27 protein-coding genes are annotated in these 16,116 nt (G+C 32.1%); 26 read left to right on the forward strand and 1 reads right to left on the reverse strand.

Annotated features, from left to right (window positions below; translation table 11 throughout):
• From D5281_RS14630 to D5281_RS14730, 22 genes are all read left to right on the forward strand, one after another.
• Positions 1-263, forward strand: a 263-nt coding sequence (locus D5281_RS14630; RefSeq protein WP_160560875.1) for a tyrosine-type recombinase/integrase, incomplete at its 5' end; no start/stop codon positions are given.
• Positions 264-342: 79 nt separating this feature from the next.
• Positions 343-525 carry a hypothetical protein gene (locus tag D5281_RS14635; protein ID WP_160560876.1) on the forward strand — a complete coding sequence of 61 codons (183 nt, stop codon included), beginning with the start codon at positions 343-345 and terminating at the stop codon, positions 523-525.
• 16 nt (positions 526-541) lie between these two features.
• The gene (locus tag D5281_RS14640; RefSeq protein ID WP_160560877.1) at positions 542-754 is read left to right on the forward strand and encodes a hypothetical protein; all 213 of its coding nucleotides are present in this window, start codon (positions 542-544) and stop codon (positions 752-754) included.
• 31 nt (positions 755-785) lie between these two features.
• On the forward strand, positions 786-2,087 hold the full coding sequence (locus D5281_RS14645; RefSeq protein ID WP_160560878.1) for a Lar family restriction alleviation protein: 1,302 nt from the start codon (positions 786-788) through the stop codon (positions 2,085-2,087).
• 15 nt (positions 2,088-2,102) lie between these two features.
• Positions 2,103-2,288: a hypothetical protein gene (locus D5281_RS14650; protein WP_160560879.1), complete on the forward strand. Its 186-nt coding sequence runs from the start codon at positions 2,103-2,105 to the stop codon at positions 2,286-2,288.
• A 4-nt stretch (positions 2,289-2,292) separates the two neighbouring features.
• The gene (locus D5281_RS14655) at positions 2,293-2,550 is read left to right on the forward strand and encodes a hypothetical protein (RefSeq protein WP_160560880.1); all 258 of its coding nucleotides are present in this window, start codon (positions 2,293-2,295) and stop codon (positions 2,548-2,550) included.
• Positions 2,551-2,567: 17 nt separating this feature from the next.
• Positions 2,568-2,807, forward strand: a complete 240-nt coding sequence (locus tag D5281_RS14660) for a hypothetical protein (RefSeq protein WP_160560881.1) — start codon at positions 2,568-2,570, stop codon at positions 2,805-2,807.
• A gap of 2 nt (positions 2,808-2,809) precedes the next feature.
• A complete protein-coding gene (locus tag D5281_RS14665; protein WP_120472103.1) occupies positions 2,810-3,022 on the forward strand; it encodes a helix-turn-helix domain-containing protein in 213 nt (70 codons plus the stop codon).
• Between the two features lie 21 nt (positions 3,023-3,043).
• Positions 3,044-3,232, forward strand: a complete 189-nt coding sequence (locus D5281_RS14670; RefSeq protein ID WP_160560882.1) for a hypothetical protein — start codon at positions 3,044-3,046, stop codon at positions 3,230-3,232.
• A gap of 633 nt (positions 3,233-3,865) precedes the next feature.
• The gene (locus D5281_RS14675; RefSeq protein WP_160560883.1) at positions 3,866-5,161 is read left to right on the forward strand and encodes an AbiH family protein; all 1,296 of its coding nucleotides are present in this window, start codon (positions 3,866-3,868) and stop codon (positions 5,159-5,161) included.
• 885 nt (positions 5,162-6,046) lie between these two features.
• Positions 6,047-6,193, forward strand: a complete 147-nt coding sequence (locus tag D5281_RS14680; RefSeq protein ID WP_160560884.1) for a hypothetical protein — start codon at positions 6,047-6,049, stop codon at positions 6,191-6,193.
• Positions 6,194-6,284: 91 nt separating this feature from the next.
• Entirely contained in the window at positions 6,285-6,608 is a 324-nt protein-coding gene (locus tag D5281_RS14685; protein ID WP_160560885.1) for a hypothetical protein, read from the forward strand.
• A complete protein-coding gene (locus D5281_RS14690; protein ID WP_160560886.1) occupies positions 6,605-7,669 on the forward strand; it encodes an FtsZ/tubulin family protein in 1,065 nt (354 codons plus the stop codon). Before D5281_RS14685 ends, D5281_RS14690 begins: the two co-directional genes overlap by 4 nt.
• Before the next feature lie 127 nt (positions 7,670-7,796).
• Complete coding sequence (locus D5281_RS14695) at positions 7,797-8,066, forward strand: hypothetical protein (RefSeq protein WP_160560887.1); 270 nt, start codon at positions 7,797-7,799, stop codon at positions 8,064-8,066.
• A gap of 470 nt (positions 8,067-8,536) precedes the next feature.
• Complete coding sequence (locus D5281_RS14700) at positions 8,537-8,752, forward strand: hypothetical protein (RefSeq protein ID WP_160560888.1); 216 nt, start codon at positions 8,537-8,539, stop codon at positions 8,750-8,752.
• Positions 8,753-8,764: 12 nt separating this feature from the next.
• Positions 8,765-9,106 carry a hypothetical protein gene (locus tag D5281_RS14705; RefSeq protein WP_160560889.1) on the forward strand — a complete coding sequence of 114 codons (342 nt, stop codon included), beginning with the start codon at positions 8,765-8,767 and terminating at the stop codon, positions 9,104-9,106.
• A 27-nt stretch (positions 9,107-9,133) separates the two neighbouring features.
• Entirely contained in the window at positions 9,134-9,304 is a 171-nt protein-coding gene (locus D5281_RS27200; protein WP_408637283.1) for a DUF5659 domain-containing protein, read from the forward strand.
• Positions 9,305-9,309: 5 nt separating this feature from the next.
• Positions 9,310-10,911, forward strand: coding sequence for a DEAD/DEAH box helicase (locus tag D5281_RS14710; protein ID WP_160560890.1), 1,602 nt, complete (start codon positions 9,310-9,312; stop codon positions 10,909-10,911).
• Between the two features lie 330 nt (positions 10,912-11,241).
• A complete protein-coding gene (locus tag D5281_RS14715) occupies positions 11,242-11,571 on the forward strand; it encodes a hypothetical protein (protein WP_160560891.1) in 330 nt (109 codons plus the stop codon).
• A gap of 107 nt (positions 11,572-11,678) precedes the next feature.
• A complete protein-coding gene (locus tag D5281_RS14720; protein WP_160560892.1) occupies positions 11,679-12,857 on the forward strand; it encodes a ParB/RepB/Spo0J family partition protein in 1,179 nt (392 codons plus the stop codon).
• Between the two features lie 10 nt (positions 12,858-12,867).
• Positions 12,868-13,185, forward strand: coding sequence for a hypothetical protein (locus D5281_RS14725; RefSeq protein ID WP_160560893.1), 318 nt, complete (start codon positions 12,868-12,870; stop codon positions 13,183-13,185).
• A complete protein-coding gene (locus D5281_RS14730) occupies positions 13,169-13,321 on the forward strand; it encodes a hypothetical protein (protein ID WP_160560894.1) in 153 nt (50 codons plus the stop codon). Before D5281_RS14725 ends, D5281_RS14730 begins: the two co-directional genes overlap by 17 nt.
• A gap of 100 nt (positions 13,322-13,421) precedes the next feature.
• Here D5281_RS14730 and D5281_RS14735 read toward each other — a convergent pair whose 3' ends face one another.
• Entirely contained in the window at positions 13,422-13,922 is a 501-nt protein-coding gene (locus D5281_RS14735; RefSeq protein WP_160560895.1) for a Uma2 family endonuclease, read from the reverse strand.
• A 156-nt stretch (positions 13,923-14,078) separates the two neighbouring features.
• On the opposite strand from D5281_RS14735, the gene D5281_RS14740 reads away from it, so the two are divergent.
• The 4 genes from D5281_RS14740 (at position 14,079) to D5281_RS14755 (ending at position 16,039) form a co-directional block, all read left to right on the forward strand.
• On the forward strand, positions 14,079-14,288 hold the full coding sequence (locus D5281_RS14740; protein WP_160560896.1) for a helix-turn-helix transcriptional regulator: 210 nt from the start codon (positions 14,079-14,081) through the stop codon (positions 14,286-14,288).
• A 127-nt stretch (positions 14,289-14,415) separates the two neighbouring features.
• Positions 14,416-15,393 carry a hypothetical protein gene (locus tag D5281_RS14745; protein WP_160560897.1) on the forward strand — a complete coding sequence of 326 codons (978 nt, stop codon included), beginning with the start codon at positions 14,416-14,418 and terminating at the stop codon, positions 15,391-15,393.
• Between the two features lie 34 nt (positions 15,394-15,427).
• Positions 15,428-15,619: a hypothetical protein gene (locus tag D5281_RS14750; RefSeq protein ID WP_160560898.1), complete on the forward strand. Its 192-nt coding sequence runs from the start codon at positions 15,428-15,430 to the stop codon at positions 15,617-15,619.
• An 84-nt stretch (positions 15,620-15,703) separates the two neighbouring features.
• Positions 15,704-16,039, forward strand: coding sequence for a hypothetical protein (locus D5281_RS14755; RefSeq protein WP_160560899.1), 336 nt, complete (start codon positions 15,704-15,706; stop codon positions 16,037-16,039).
• Positions 16,040-16,116: the final 77 nt, after the last annotated feature.

The following is a 16,116-nucleotide window of genomic DNA, read 5'->3' on the forward strand; positions in this document are numbered from 1 at the left end:
AATCTGAATGGCTTTTTCATAATAGTCGAGGGGAAAGATTAAACCAGACAACAATAAATAGAGTATTTAAGCTATGTTGTCCGAAAGGATATGATATCACTCCACATACATTAAGACATTTTTATGCAATCAATGCTGTATCAAGTGGGATATTCACTATTCCTGAGATTGCTAACCAGATGGGACATTCCAGCATTAAAACAACAATGCGGTATATGAATCCGAATTTGGAAGAAATAAGGCGGAAAGTTGAAATGCTTTAATGTTTTAAGGATAATTTGCGGAAAAGTAGAGAAATACAAAAGTGTAAGTGAAAATTTAATATGATTGGAGGAATGAGTATTGAAGGAACTAATGGAAAATGAGGCATTTTGCACTGGCATGAATGTAGGAGTACATTTATATCAGCAAAAAGTAATTACGGCGCATAAGTGTAGGAAGCCATTAGTAATAGGGGACAGTTTATATTATGTGCAGGATGGACGGGAACGTCTGCAAGAGGTTTTAGAGGAAATATGTAAGTGAAGATGGAGGAATCGGCATGATGGGAAGAGGAAAACTGCCAATAGGATCAAAGAAGGAACCAGTTAAAAAAACAATCAGTAAGCAGGATAGAAAAGACTTAAAAATTCTGGCTGATGATTTTTGTATTCTGCATAGGAAAGATGTACAGGAGATTATTGAGACTTGTAAGAGTTATGCGGAAGGACAACAAAAGATTATGAGAGTGTACACGGCAGTATATTTACATTAGCTGCGAACAGAATAGAAATGGGGTAAAAAGTATGGTTATAGAGAATAAGCAATTATTAAACAGACTTTCTGATTTTCTGGAATTTAATTACAAAGATAAAGATAATTTCAGACAATTTTGTGATTTTATGTCGGACTTTAAAGAGAGAAGTATTTCATTTGACGAATTATCTATGGCAATAAGTAATAGTTTTCAACCAGAAAGCGAAAGAGATGATATTATTGAACTGTCAATATTTACTCAAAACAATAGATGTTATAAATATAGAGTAACCAAAGAAATCTATAAATATCTTTATAAATGTAAATGCCATTATTGGGATACATATGTTGTTACTAAAGATTTTTTAAATAAGGAATATTCTAAATGTAATAGTTTTTATGATTTTATATCTAATGAATACAAGACAATTTCATGTAGGAGTATGGATTATGAATCAGAATATACAGGCGAGAGCCTTTCATTTTTTGAGAATATCAAAAAGAATCAAAATATCAAAAAATTTTGTAAAATGATTGATAACCTAAATGTAAATGATGTAAATATGTTTGATGTTTTTGAAATGTATCATAGTGTATATAAGTGTCTATGGGGACGTGGTAAAAAATATCATATACAAAAGAGGGTTATATTTGACGCTGTTATATCCTTTTTTAAATATTCAGAAGCCAAACGAAAACAAGTAAAATTTTTTGATTTTCTAATAGTGGATATTATGAAAAAGTATGTAATGGGGCATAAAAAGTTGGATGTTACTGAAATGTTTCCGCATGATGATTTGCTTCCATGTCCATTTTGTGGCAAAGAACCCCACATTTATATGAAAACATTCTGGTTTAATTTAATTGTAACGATTGAATGTGACGATTGTTTTCATGTTATGAGTAAAGATGTGATTGAATCAAGCGGATTAAATCAGGAGGACAGGCTTTATATCAATTCATTTACGGAAGTGATTGACGCACTTGTTGAAAAGTGGAATCACCGTATAAGGAATGATGATATGTGGCTTGATGATGATACTTTACCTGAAGAACTTCCAGAGTGTGAGCCTAATACATTTCCACAAATTACATATGCAAATGGCTTGAAATGTTGTCCGTTTTGTGGAGCAAAAGCAGGACTAATAAAACAAAATAGCGGAACAAAAAGGGATGGGAAAAGAGATCCGGAGGGAATTAAAACTATAAAAGTTGTTTGTAGTAAACATTGTTTCTCTGCTTCACATTTTGGAACGCCTGAAAGAATACCTGATAAACTGACTATTGAATATATGGCTTATAGGTGGAATAAGAGACATTATAGTGAGATTGGAAATAGAAATTCAGCATAAGGGAGGATTTGATTAATGGCAACGGATAGACAAACACCATGCTTATATTATGTATGCGCCGGACTATGTAAGAAGGGAAGAAAAGCGGATCATGCTCATTACTGCCAGCATTGTAATAAATATAAGCCGAGGGCAAGGGTAAGATATAAGAATCAGAAGAAAGAAAAGTTGGAGAAGATTCGGAAGGAAGAGAGGTATTGATAATATGAGTATTGGAAAAAAAGATAAAAATGATAAAAGATATTACACTTTTGAAAACATTCCTAAAATCTATAAATTAGCAGAATTCTTTAAACATGGTTTCTGTATTGCCTTGGCTGTATGGATATGTGAATTTATTTTTATAGAATTTTACAATGGATCAGAGGTAATAAAGATATTTGTAACAATTGTTTTACTTGGTATTCATGAATCTTTTGTGATTGGGAAAGTAGTTGTAGAAAGAAAGTTTGAACAGAAATAGAGAGAGGCATTAGAGTAATGATGCAACAAGTTAATGCCCCATTAGATGGATTCTGGGACAGGCTGGATGAAGAAATCCGTAGGCAGAATAAAAGTAAATTAGAGATAGCCAGGAAGTGCAGATTTAACAGGAAGACATTATATAGGCCTAAACAAAATAATCGTTACATACGTGTTGTCTATCTTGCAAGACTTTGTGTTGAACTAAAGGTCAGTGCTGATTACTTATTGTTTGGAGAAGAAAGGAGAAGCGTGTAAATATGGCAATGCCAAGTCATTTATGGGTAAATGGATTATGGGAAAGGATTAATGATGAAATCTGGAAACAGAATAAAACAAAAGCAGGAATAGCGGAGAGATGCGGATTTGAAAGAAAATTATTAAACGGAGATTGTAATATTTCCCTTACTAACTTAGCAAAACTTTGTAAGGAACTGAATGTAAGTGCAGACTATTTATTGTTTGGAAAATAAGTAGATGGAGGAAAAGGTATTATGAGTATTGTTAATATAGAAGAAATCAGAAAGAGCAGCCAGCTAAAGAAAGAGAAGTGCAATGAAGCCAAAGCAGCAATGAGGGATATATTATCAGAAGAACAGTTGGAGAGGTTTGATAAGACTTTTGATGATATTGTGGGGAAAGTATTTAAAGGGGTCATGCTGAAGGAAAAGAAAGGGGATTAATAAGGATTTAATATAGGATTAATGAACAATTTGGAAAGCTGTATTCAGAAATGGATATGGCTTTTTCTTTTTTTGTGTGGGATTGTAGGGTGAAAAAAGTTCGGCTGAATATTCGGGAGAATAGGGAAAGAAAAAATTCTGGATATAAAACATACTATTTTAGTGGGAATTGAAAGGGAAAATTGAGATATGCTGTTTGAGAATGATAAATATATAAATATGCTTAAAAAGTATAGTTCGGTGCGGTGAGGTTTATTTTGGGTATGGGATGTGGAAATGCTTTGTTTTTCAAGGGATTTTGGGATTTGGATTGGAGTTGGAATGTGGATATTTATGGGAAATAGGATTGAATTTTTGAATTTATGATAGATATTCGAGATTATGTTGAAAAATAGGGTGGATGTGGGGATTTTTAATGGTGGGATTTTGGTGGAGATGGAATGTGGAGAAGTGTGAAAAGTATTGAATTATTGGGGGAATTTAGGGATATTGTTAAAGTTTTGTCAGTGTTCGGAAAGATTATGAAATAATAGTTTGACAATCAAAGCATTTATTTTATATAGTATAGTTGATTCTAAAAATATATAATGCTAAGATTATTTTAAATATTTAAACTAAAGAGGACTAATGTATATGAACATATTAGTAATTGGAAATGGATTTGATCTTGCACATGGATTGCCTACAGGCTATATAGATTTTTTAAAATGGACAGTAGGACAGTATAAATTTTTTTATTTTTTAAAAAAGCAAGATGCACAAATAACGAAGCCAATAAATAATATATCTTTAAAAGTACCAGAAAAAGTAAATGGAATTGAAATTTCTCAACGTGTAGAACATCAAGAAGAAGTTTGGAAGTATATTAATAATAATGTTTGGATTGAATATTTTTTACCCATATATGCGGATAGAAAAAAGAATGGTAAAGACGGATGGATAGATTTTGAAAGTGAAATCTCAGAAGTTATTCAATCATTAGATGATGATATGCATGGATTAAGTCAGATATATAATATAGAAGATATTGTGAATGATTTATCAAATGATTTTCTTAGAGAGATGTATTCTGATTATATTGACGCAGTACAGCCAATTAATCCAGTGGATAATGGTTTTTCAGAAGGGATTTCATTTAAAGAAATTAGAGATAAATTGTTAAAAGATTTAAACCGATTGATAAGAGCATTTGAGATTTATTTAACGGAATATGTAGAAAAAATTGATATTGAGATTATTTCTCAAGATATAGAAGAAATAGCTGCAACTATATATGATGATTGTGGACAAAAAGGTATTTTGTTTAGTAAAGTAATTAGTTTTAATTATACCAATATATACGAGCAGATTTATTTACGCAAGCATGATATTGATTGTAACGATTATGTAGATTACATTCATGGGAAAGCTAATGCTAATAACACAATAGATACAAATAATATGGTGCTTGGAATAGATGAATATTTGGGAAAGAAAAAACGAAATAAGTATGTGGAGTTTATTGCTTTCAAGAAATTTTATCAGAGGATACACAAAGAGACTGGTTGTAAATATAAGGAATGGACAGATACTATTAAAGGAGATTTTGCGGATTATCAAATTGAATTAGAGAAAAGTAAAACAGAAAAAAACATAGTGAATTTAAAAGCAACAGTTAATAAATTAAAGAAGCAATATTTGAATAAGCATAATGTATATTTTTTCGGTCATTCCTTAGATGTTACAGATAAAGATATTTTGAGAGACTTGATTTTAAATGATAACGTCCATACAACGATTTTTTACCATGATAAAGATACAATGGGAAAACAGATTGCAAATTTGGTTAAAATAATCGGACAAGATGAGTTGATCAAAAGGACAGGAGGAAAAGACAAACTGATTGAATTTAAACCGCAAAAACCTATGATAGAAAGAAAAGTAGAATAAATGTAGTGTGACCAAACACAACGAAAATAAGCCATTTTTTCACCCTCATATGTGCTAAAAACATTGAAAAATAGGTATTTCTTGATATGGACCATATGGGAAGTATTGATTTTACTGGATTCTTTGCAAAAATCATACTGAAAATACGCTATTTACAATAATCAAGTAACCATATAAATAAAAGCCAGCCTGATAAACGGACTGGCTTATTTTACGCCATAAATCCACAGGACTTGAAAACGGGATTTCATGGTAAAATCCCAATTTTATAGCAACAAAATAAATCAAGATAAAACTACCTGCATGCAGAGAATATCTGTATAAGGGTAGTTTTTTATATGTCCGGTTTATTGTACTTCTTAGCTGGTATTATATCTTTTACAAAGATAAAAATTAAATAGTGGTAAAAATCGGAACATAAAATACAAACAAATGTTCGAAAATGCTATTGACATGCACAAACATATGTTCTATACTTATCATCAGTAACACAAGAAAACCTATCAAATTATCCTCAAACGGTGCTGGCAACACCTTGAATAACTGACAGGCTTTCTCATACATACACACACAAATTCAAATGCCGAAACGGCTAAGAATTTGAAACGCAGAATGCGCTTGAAATTATTAAATCATATTCTTTGTTCTTTTTCAAGCGTTTCGCTGTGTTTCCCATTAGTAATTATTAGTATTTTGGATGTGCTTTTAGAGAATCATGTAATTGTATAGAGATATTTTGATGGACTTTATTATTTCTAAATGTAGAAAGAGATTATAAGGATCTTCTTTTTTGCTATGGAAAAGTTCATCAATGCAATGTTATTTGTTGTTTTCAGAGAAAGTGACATGGATTTTGGAGAAGTAGATAGTGGGAGGTGTGTTTTATTGAGTAAGAAGAGTTGGAAACGTAAAGAGTGTGACGGTTGTAAATCTTACAATCCAGAGTGTCGGATGAGTGTTTGTAGCATCTATCCGTACCAAAAGCAAAGGGAAACAGAAGTAAAAGAGAAAGAAGTACATGATACAGGCTAAAAGCTAATTATTTTTTAGGTTTTAAGAGAAACGTCAGATATATCTTAATGAAATGTCCTGACAATGCCAAGATAATATAAAGATAATGTCAATGAAAGGTGTGATATATGTGTATGAAATGAAACGTAGAAAAGGCAATGGATATGTGACACAAACATATGAATTAAACCGCTTGGATTACATAATTTTAGATACGTTATATGATGGCGGTTTTAAAGATTATTACCATGCAATAACTATTGCGGAAATGTTGGAATTAAATAATGGTGCTCTTAAAAGAATGACAGTGTATAAGAAGTTACAAAAGTTAGTAAAAGCAGAGTATATCGGTAAAGGAATCATTGATGACCATAGTGATACTTATTATTTGCTCGAAAAAGGAATAAAAACAGTTGAAGGAGGACGAGAAGCATGAGTTTAAAGAGTGATGTAATGTTTTTGGGGTTAGGGAATTGTGGATGTAAACAGGCGAAAGTGTTCTATGAAATGGGATATAAAGCTATGTTTGCGAATGGAAGCGAGCAGGATTTAAAAATATTGGGTGATGTTCCTAATATTTATCGATTAAAAAATTTTGATGGATTTGGTGGACATAGGGAGCGAGCATTGGATTGTCTTGCGGAAAATGAAGAATTTGTAGAAGCGTTACAAGGTATAAAAGAAAAAATCGTATTTGTGCTTCATTCAACAGGTGGCTCAACTGGATCAGGAATTGCACCATACGGCGAAGAAGTATTGACAGAAAATAAAGATGAAGATGGCAATACAGAAAAGATAGTATGTCCAGTTCCTACACTTCCATCTTTTGATGAACCGATTGGAAAAAAGAGAAGTGCATATAAGGCTATGTTGGATATACAAGAAATGAAGGATTTATTGGGTGCAACTTTCTTCATCAATAACAACGCTGCTAAAGATTATGACCGTATCAATAGTAATTTTGCAAAAATGTTAGACAGTTTTCTCACCAATGCTTCATATGGAAAGCTGAATAACTTTGATGAATCAGAGAAAATCGAAATGTTACGGCAATCAGGGGCAACGGTTTTAGGACTGTTTGGGAAAGAACATGATAAGGCTTTCATGTTGGAGCGATTGACAAAAAATGGTATCTTTGCACCAATAGAGATCAACAAAATTTGTGGTGACATTGCAGTTGTTCATAGTGGCTCGGATAGTTCTGATATAACTGTAGAGGATGTTATAACTGAATTTGGAAAGCCATTTAATATCTTTGAAGGGTATAACAACGGAAACTCTACGCTGATATGTGTAAACGGTCTTGATTATCCAGTGACACATATTAAACAGTTGGGAGAACTGGCACAACAGGCTTTTAATGAACGCAACAGGAATAGAAAGAGTGCTGAAAAGTTATCTGATTTGGATTTTATGGAAGAAAAAGCACCAAAGGTAACGCCTGAAAAGAAAACTTCTTCAAAATTAGACTTATTGCGTATGCGTATGAAGAAATGACAAGTAAACGTCAGGGAAATGTCAAAGCAATATCAAAGTAATGTCTATGAGATGTATATGCAATTTCAAGTATATATGGGTGGGATGTAAATATCCTGCCCAATAAATAAAATGATTTTGGAGGTAAATGATGTCACACAATAATGATTCAGTACGAAACAAGCTGATTGAGATTACAGATAAAGGCTTGATGCTAAAAGCAATTGCTTTAAATGTTGGCATAGATGTAAATGATTTATCCAGGTTTAAAGGTGGAATGGAATGCTTGAAACAATCAGATATAGAAGTGTTATCTGAATATTTGAATGCTGTGGTTATTCCGCAATGGAATAGTGTAACAAGAGAATTATCGCCAAAGAGGGAGATAAGTTTTGATTTATTGCGTGAACTGGATTGATAAAAAGCTAACTAAAAATAAACATTGGGTGGGATATCCCGTCTCACCCACCAACAAAACAGAAGGGAGAATTCATATGTTATTAGCTATGCTGCAAGCACTATTCAATTTCATGTTGAAATTAAGCGTAATATTTGGATTTATTTTCATGATAGCGTGTACTGTATTTGTGATTGTTTGCATCGTTCATGGTGATATCAAGATCAATATAGTCAGAGTCAATGGAGAAAAAGAGAATGGATAATAAAGGACGGTGATTACAATAATCTACAACGATTACATGTTCAATAGTAAATTCAAACAGAAAGTAGATGAATACTGCAAGAAATTGAAAATTTCCGTAAAAGAAGCATTGAAACATGAGTATGTGAAAAGGCTACATAAGCATTATACGGATGTTTGAACAGAATTGCAACAATCACAAGGCGGTGTATTTCTTATACCGCCTATAAGAAGGAGAATATCATAATATGGGTAAATCTATATGGGATTTAGTAGGACAAGAAGTAGAAATACCATGTTCAAATAAAAGCGGAAATATCCAAGGTGTAGCAAAGATTAGGGACGAAACCAAACTTAATGCAACAATGAGAGTAAGACTTGATTTTGTAGGACACATTGATCCAACTGTTAAGGATGAAATGATAAGAGAATTGAAAGGATTTGTAAAGAAGTATTATTTGTAAGCGGAGGAAATCATGAGAAAACAGACAACAACAAAACAATTACAAAATGCAATCACAAATAATCTGCTACAGATCACAAAATCAGAAATATATTATAAGACTTCCAGAAAGACAGAAATCCTAGATGCAGATAAATTTAAAGAGAATTTGGATTTCCTTTATGAAGCTGGTGTATTTGCTGATTTTGTGGATTGGCATTATGAGAAGAATATATCTACAAAAGATGAATACAAAGTTGATTCAGGTGCAATGAATCCATATTCAGAAAATGTTGTAACTGCATATTTGCGTGTTGCTGATGGTGTGGATAGAGAAGATATAGAGAGAACATTATTATTTTTGGAGGAGGAATAAATTATTACAAGAGATAGTAAAACGAAGATGTATATTATCAGGTCATTAGAACTGACAAACTGGCTATGTGGTCAAGGTTACAAGATTTTAAAGGTGGAAGATTCTGAAAAGAATCCCAAATATAAGATATTTCTTTTTGAAGATACAAAGCAGATTAGAAATAGTGTTGCAAAGTTCCTCTTACAAAAGGAGGTGTAGCCTAATTGACCAACGGCAGCAAAAAGAAACTATGGGTATCGGAACTAATAGGAAACGATTATGAAAGCTGGCTTGGAAGAATTATTTTACTGGCATGTGGAACAGGCAAAGGGAAAACAACTTTCGCATTAGGAACATACTGTAAGTTCCTTCTTTCAGAAGGAAAATCTGTTATTTATTTGTGTAATCGAACGACTTTAAAAGAACAGATACGATATGACATTAATAGGTATGGAATAAAAGATATTACCTGTATATCGTATCAAAAGTTTACTCAGATGCTTATAAGTGGTGACGTTATACCTGAATTTGATGTGTATATATGTGATGAAGCACATTATTTTCTTTCTGATTCAGAGTTTAATTTGTATACAGATATTATTTATGAGTATTTAATCAATAGAAGTCACGATAAAACTTTGTTGTTTATGACAGCTACATACAGAAATATTTTTAATAAAATAGAGCGAGATATAAAGGATCAGTCAAGACAGGAAGCAATTAAATATTTTCTGCCTACTGATTATGGTTATGTAGATAAAATATGTTGGTTTAGAAATGGAGATTTATACGGAATCATAGACGATTTGTTGAAGAATACAGATGATAAAATCATGTATTTTTGCAATAGTATCACCAAAATGAGAAAGCTATATAATCATTATTCGCCAACAAAGGGACATAATTGTGATGAAGACGAAAATGTAATACATGAAACAAAAATCCAGTATATGAATTTCTATTGTAGCGATACATCCGATAACAAAGGTGTAAATTTTGTAAAGAAGTATTGTTCAAAGGATATTATTTATAGAAATAAGAATACAGGTGGATATTCATTCAATAATAGACTGCTGATAACAACAAAAGTTTTGGACAATGGAGTAGATTTTAAAGACGGAAAAGTTAAACATATTATCTGTGATATTTTTGATTTGGAAAGTGCAATTCAATGTTTGGGAAGAAAACGTATCATAGATGAAAATGATACTTGTATATTTTATATAAGAGATTATCAGAGCTATGAATTAAATCTATTTCATAAAAAGGTTGTTGAACAATTAGAACCTGTGTTGCTGCTAAAGGATAATAGGACAGAGTGGATCAGTAGATATGGAAAAGATAGAGAATATAAGGACTATACGATATTTTTTGATTTTGATTATACGCATGATTGGAAAATCAATGAATTGCGCTTTGAGAAATTATTATCAGATGAAGCGATAATATTAGATATGAAAGAAAAGCGTACAAGTTATAGAGAAGAAATCCTTAAATATTTAGGCGAAACTGTTGCAGATAAAAGTATTGATATGTCAGATGTTACGCAAGAAAGAGTCCAAGATATTATTGAAATCTATCTGAAGAACAATGTAAATAAAAAATTGTCTAAAGAAGAGCAAGGGCAATTTGCAAATATCTGTGATATTAAAGATAGGTTCAATAGGCAACAAACATCCATAGGACAGATTAAAAAATATCTGGAAGTTAATTATGGATTTACTGTAGTAAGCAAGCAGTATAAAGAGAAGAAAAGATATGTAAGATATTGGATTATTAAAAGGATTGATGATACAAAAAATCAGGTGCTTATTAGACCGCCATAAATAAGTGGTTGTTAAAATGTGCAAATCCTTACTATATAGAGAAATTGCAGATTTTGACAACCTTTTTTGAACGTGGGGTAAGATTCACACAGATGTATTATATATCATATTTGTGGATTCTCCCCCAAAGAAAATTATCTGCTTACAAAAACATATCATTATTGGACAGATTGGCATATTGTGAAGCCGCGCTTTTTGCGGCGAAACAATGTGACAAGATGCTCCAATAATAATCACGGACTAAATTCAGAAAAGGACAGCTCTGCTGGACTTTGAGGAATTTAGGCTGTGCCTACTGTCAGAGACTACATAAAAGGAGACAAATTATTTATGACAAAACAGGATAAAGAGAATTTACAGAATAAGAAATTTACAGATTCATTATTAGTATCATGTTTAGCTGCATGTGAACCAGTGATAAGTAAGAATGCTTATCTTGAAAAGAAATGGGCAAATTGTGGACAATCATACAATGGATGCTATGAATATGAGCGTTTGGAATGGATGAGGTATAGGGAGAAGTTACGTTCATTATTGTTACCTGTATATTCTATGAAAATGATTATCCAAATGACTAAGAGTTGTAAGGATAAATCAACACAAAAAGAAGTATTAGAAGTGATTGGCTTGATTGATAAGAATGACTATGAGTTTGTGTAGTCTCTGACAGTAGGCAGCCACCGCAAAAAGCGGCGGTGACTGATTGGTTCGCAATCAAAGATTGCTCACCGCTTATGACTTGATTGAGTAAAGGAGAAAAAGTATATATGGCGTATAATATAAAAGATTTAACGATTGATAAAGAATTTGAAGAATTACTACCAGTTTTAACACCAGAAGAATTAGAAAATCTTGAAAACAGTATTTTACAGTATGGGATGCTAGACCCTATAAAGATATGGCAAGAACCAGATACAGGTGAATTGATTATTATAGACGGTCATAATCGCTACAATATTTTGAAGAAACATGATATTGAATGGCACTCTTGGCAGGATTACAAAATCATGGATGATTTAGAGACAAGGGAAGATGTTAAACAGTGGATGCTTGAGCAGCAATTAGGACGTAGAAATTTAACTGAAACAGAAAGATATGAGATAGTACAAAAGTTTAAGAGTGTATTTCAGAAAAAAGCAAAAGAGAATCAATCTTTAGGCGGAAAAGGTTCGGCAAATTTGCCGAAAGTTGATACGAGAAAAGAAATGGCAAAAGCTACAGGTGTATCAGAAGGTACATATAGTAAGTTGGATAAGGTTATGCAGTCTGGCAATGAAGAAGTAAAGCAAAAGCTACGAGAAAAGGAAATATCCATTGACAAAGCATATCAGGAAATAAAGAATCCAACGCCTAAAGAAAAAGAATCAATTACACCAGAACAGAAGATTATTGAGTTTGACAACCGTATGAATGAGATTGACAGGGAAATCTCTTCTTTGAGTTCTGAAAAAGAAACGCTGATGTGCAGGCGTAGATCTTTGTTTGAATCATTGGATATTCCATTTACAGTTAAATACAGATTTGATCAAAGAAATGGAAGCCCATTTGTTTGGGAGTGCCAATTTTATATAGAGTTTGATGGCAAAGAAGAAATTCTATATAAGGGGAACTGTTTTTTTAATGAAAGCCCTGATACGTTTGATTTGAAAAATATACCTGAAAAATATCAAAAAGATTTTGAAATGGCTTGGGATATGGCACATAAAGAAGTAGTCAATGAAAATAATAAATATGATGCAAAGGCAAAAAAAGATACTGCGAAATTAAATGAAGCTCTAAGTGATATTCAAGAATTCTATAATTTTGCCAAATTGGATAAAGCAGAATATTATGTGAGAAAGTTCTATAAAGATTTGATGAAAATTTATCATCCAGATAATATAAAAACGGGTGACAATGAAGCAATGCAGTTTTTGAACAAAATGAAAGAATTGTGGGGGATATGATATCCCTTACTTGCCTATAAGATTGTTATGCAAAAGTAAATTATTAAGGAGGACACAAGCAATTAACGATACAAAGATTCAATACCTATCAGTAGCAAACACAAAAATCTATAAGGTCACAGATATTGACTTTTGCAATCTGACCATAGAAGCAAGTGAAACGGATTTATCTATTAGTGATGTTCCTGGGAGTGAAGTGTTTCCGGTTGAAGAGTTTGGGGAATTTAGGGTTAGGCTGTGTAATGATGGTAGGATGGGAGCGATTGTTGATTTTGCGGAGTGGATAAAAGATAGAGGAAGTGATAAGAACTATGGAAAAAGAATATGAAAAAATGGAATATCAAATCAAAAATCTTAAAGAAGAAATCAGCATTCTGAGAGGGCGTCAAAGTACACTTTGGGGTGTATGTATTGTATTAACCTCTATAGTGACAGCTATGTTTATGCATATGTTTATCTTGTAAATATTATGTCAATAAAATCCCTCTTTCAATAGTTGGGTGATTTGAAGTGAAACAGGTATAATAATAGCCCTCTGGTAATAATCAGAAGGGCTAAATTTATTTACTCAATGTCAAAGAGTTCGTCAAATGTAATCTTGAAGTTAGGGAACATGACAAGCTGTAAATCGTCTTTGTTTTGTTCTGTTACGGTCTTATAGAGATATGGATAAGCAGTATCATCATCTTTCCAGTCAAACATATAAATTTCGACTTGTTTTTTGCGCCAGTCAACAATCCAGTATTCAGAAACGCCGACTTTACAATATATCTGCATTTTTTCATTCCGGTCATATTCCTCAGTGGAATCAGACAGGACTTCCATGACGAAACGGGGAATACCAGTAAATGACACATTTTTCCTGTCACGCATATTACAGATAATGGATACGTCCGGTATGACTATTTTATCATCATTTTCGCGCCATTGATATTGTACACTGTCACCAAAAACACGGCATAAGCTGTCTTTAATCTGGCTGCCTATTTTAATGATAAAATTGTGGATTACCATTGAATGTTCAAGGTAAGTTTTACTCATATCTTCTATTGGTAAGGTATTCATTGAGTTACCTCCGTTTGTTTTACGTTAATAGATATTTGTATTATACTATAATTGAGGTTTGGAGACAAGATTTTTGGAAGACGTAAGAATGATCCAGCTAAAGACCGTAAGGCATTAGAAACATATGTCGAATTAAGAGGATATAAACATGGAGAAATGGGAAATGGCAGAAAGAAGACGTGCCAAAATGGCACTTCTACTCTTGATGAAATTGCAAAAGAGCTAAATATGTCAAAGCGTAATCTTCAGAGAGCATTACGTATTGAACGTAATCTCACGGATTCAATGAAGGAATTATTAGATACTGGTGAAATCACAAAAACTTTTGCATCTGATTATTTAGTGTGTAAAGGATTTTGGGGTTGATTTGAGATTTTAGGAGTGGGGGTGTTGGGATTGGTAGGGAATGGGATTTTCTAAGAAAACATGTATTGCAGTTTGATAATCAGAAATTCTATGATAAAATAAACCTATTAAGCTATGGAGGTATATCATGGAATTAACTGATAAATGTCCTTTTTGTGGAGGAAAAGATTGTAAAAGAAGTCCTATAACAGAAGGCGAGTGGATAGGAACAGATAGTATTTATCTACAGTGTGAAAAAGGTTTTCAATGTACAATACACCCAAGTGTTTGGAAAGGAGATACAAAAGAAGTAATAAAAAGGTTTCATCAAATATATTTATTGTTAAATAAAGCACCTTTTGTAAAGAAAAATAAATATTTCTTTTTTTATGAAGAAAAATCAGTTGGTGATATTCGAGATAATTTTCAGAAAGTAAATGTTGCGGAGTTGATGAAGAATTATCCACAATCTTTTATGGATAAGATGGAAAAGGCTTTATATAATCTTAGCAAAGCTTATCCTATTTATGGATATATTTTTGGGGGAAATTTTGAAATGACGCATTTGCTTTACTGTGAGGGAGTGGAGTATACGGAGTATGCAACACAGGTAAGCGGAACATTAGATATATTATGTGAGTTAGGATATTTAGACCATGATCTATCTAATTATCGTATTTCTGCTAAAGGCTGGGAAAAAGTATCAGAGATGGAGCAAACAGAATCCAACAATCAAGGTTTCATTGCTATGTCGTTTAGGGATGAGACAAAGACAATTAGTGAATCTTTCAAAAATGCGATTAGCAGATGTGGTTATATTCCTAGAAGAATAGACGAAAAGGAACATAACAATCAGATTGTACCGGAAATACTATTTGAAATATCCAGAAGTAAGTTTGTTGTAGTAGATGTTACATATCCTAATTATGGAGCTTATTATGAAGCTGGATATGCGGAGGCGTTAGGAAAAGAAGTGATCATATGTTGCCGAGAGGATGTGTTTAATAGTGACAAGAAACCTCATTTTGATATTGCGCAGAAATCTTCAATTGTTTGGAAGGATGAAGAGGACTTGGAAAATAGATTGTATAGAAGAATCGAAGCAACTGTAGGATTAAATAATTGATTTTTGATTAATAGTATTTGGAGAAGGTGTTTATATGAACAAATATACTAAATCAAATTTAAGGTATGGAGATAAAGACGATGGCATGGCAGAACTTTATATTGATATATGTGAAGTTAAAGATGCTGAATTATATACTACATATAGGTTCTATTGCTATTTAATAAATTATTATACAGAGAATATAATGCATAAGGATTTCCCAATATATTCTTCTGATATTTGACCATATATAAATTATTATAAAACAGCTTTATTATCATGTGTCAAAGATCAGGATGATAAAGCACTAAAAAAAGTGAAAGATTTCGTGTTAAATAAATTTTCAAAAGAAAATGAGAAGTATTTGGATACTGTAAACAAAAAATATTTTGAACTCATTGAAAAAGTACCCAAATCTGAAGCGATAAGAATAGATTATGAGGGAAGGCGTGAGTGGAGTAGCTTAGAACCAGAATATGGAGTTGATTATAATGAAATATTTATGAGCTTAGAAATTATTAGAATGAGGACTTATTATAATGCATTAATGGAGAACATTTTAAGAGAAGGAATTATAGAAAAAAGAAAATTTGTATTAGGAATTGTTTTAGCAATAGTAGGAACTGCTTTAACGATATTTTTTGGATTGTTAACATTTCTATGATACTTACCAGCCATCAAAATAAAACAAGGTGGCTGGTATTTTTTACTCTTGACATGCGAACATACATTCGATATAAT

It is taken from the genome of Parablautia muri, from assembly GCF_009917485.1.
Lineage (GTDB): Bacteria > Bacillota > Clostridia > Lachnospirales > Lachnospiraceae > Suilimivivens > Suilimivivens muri.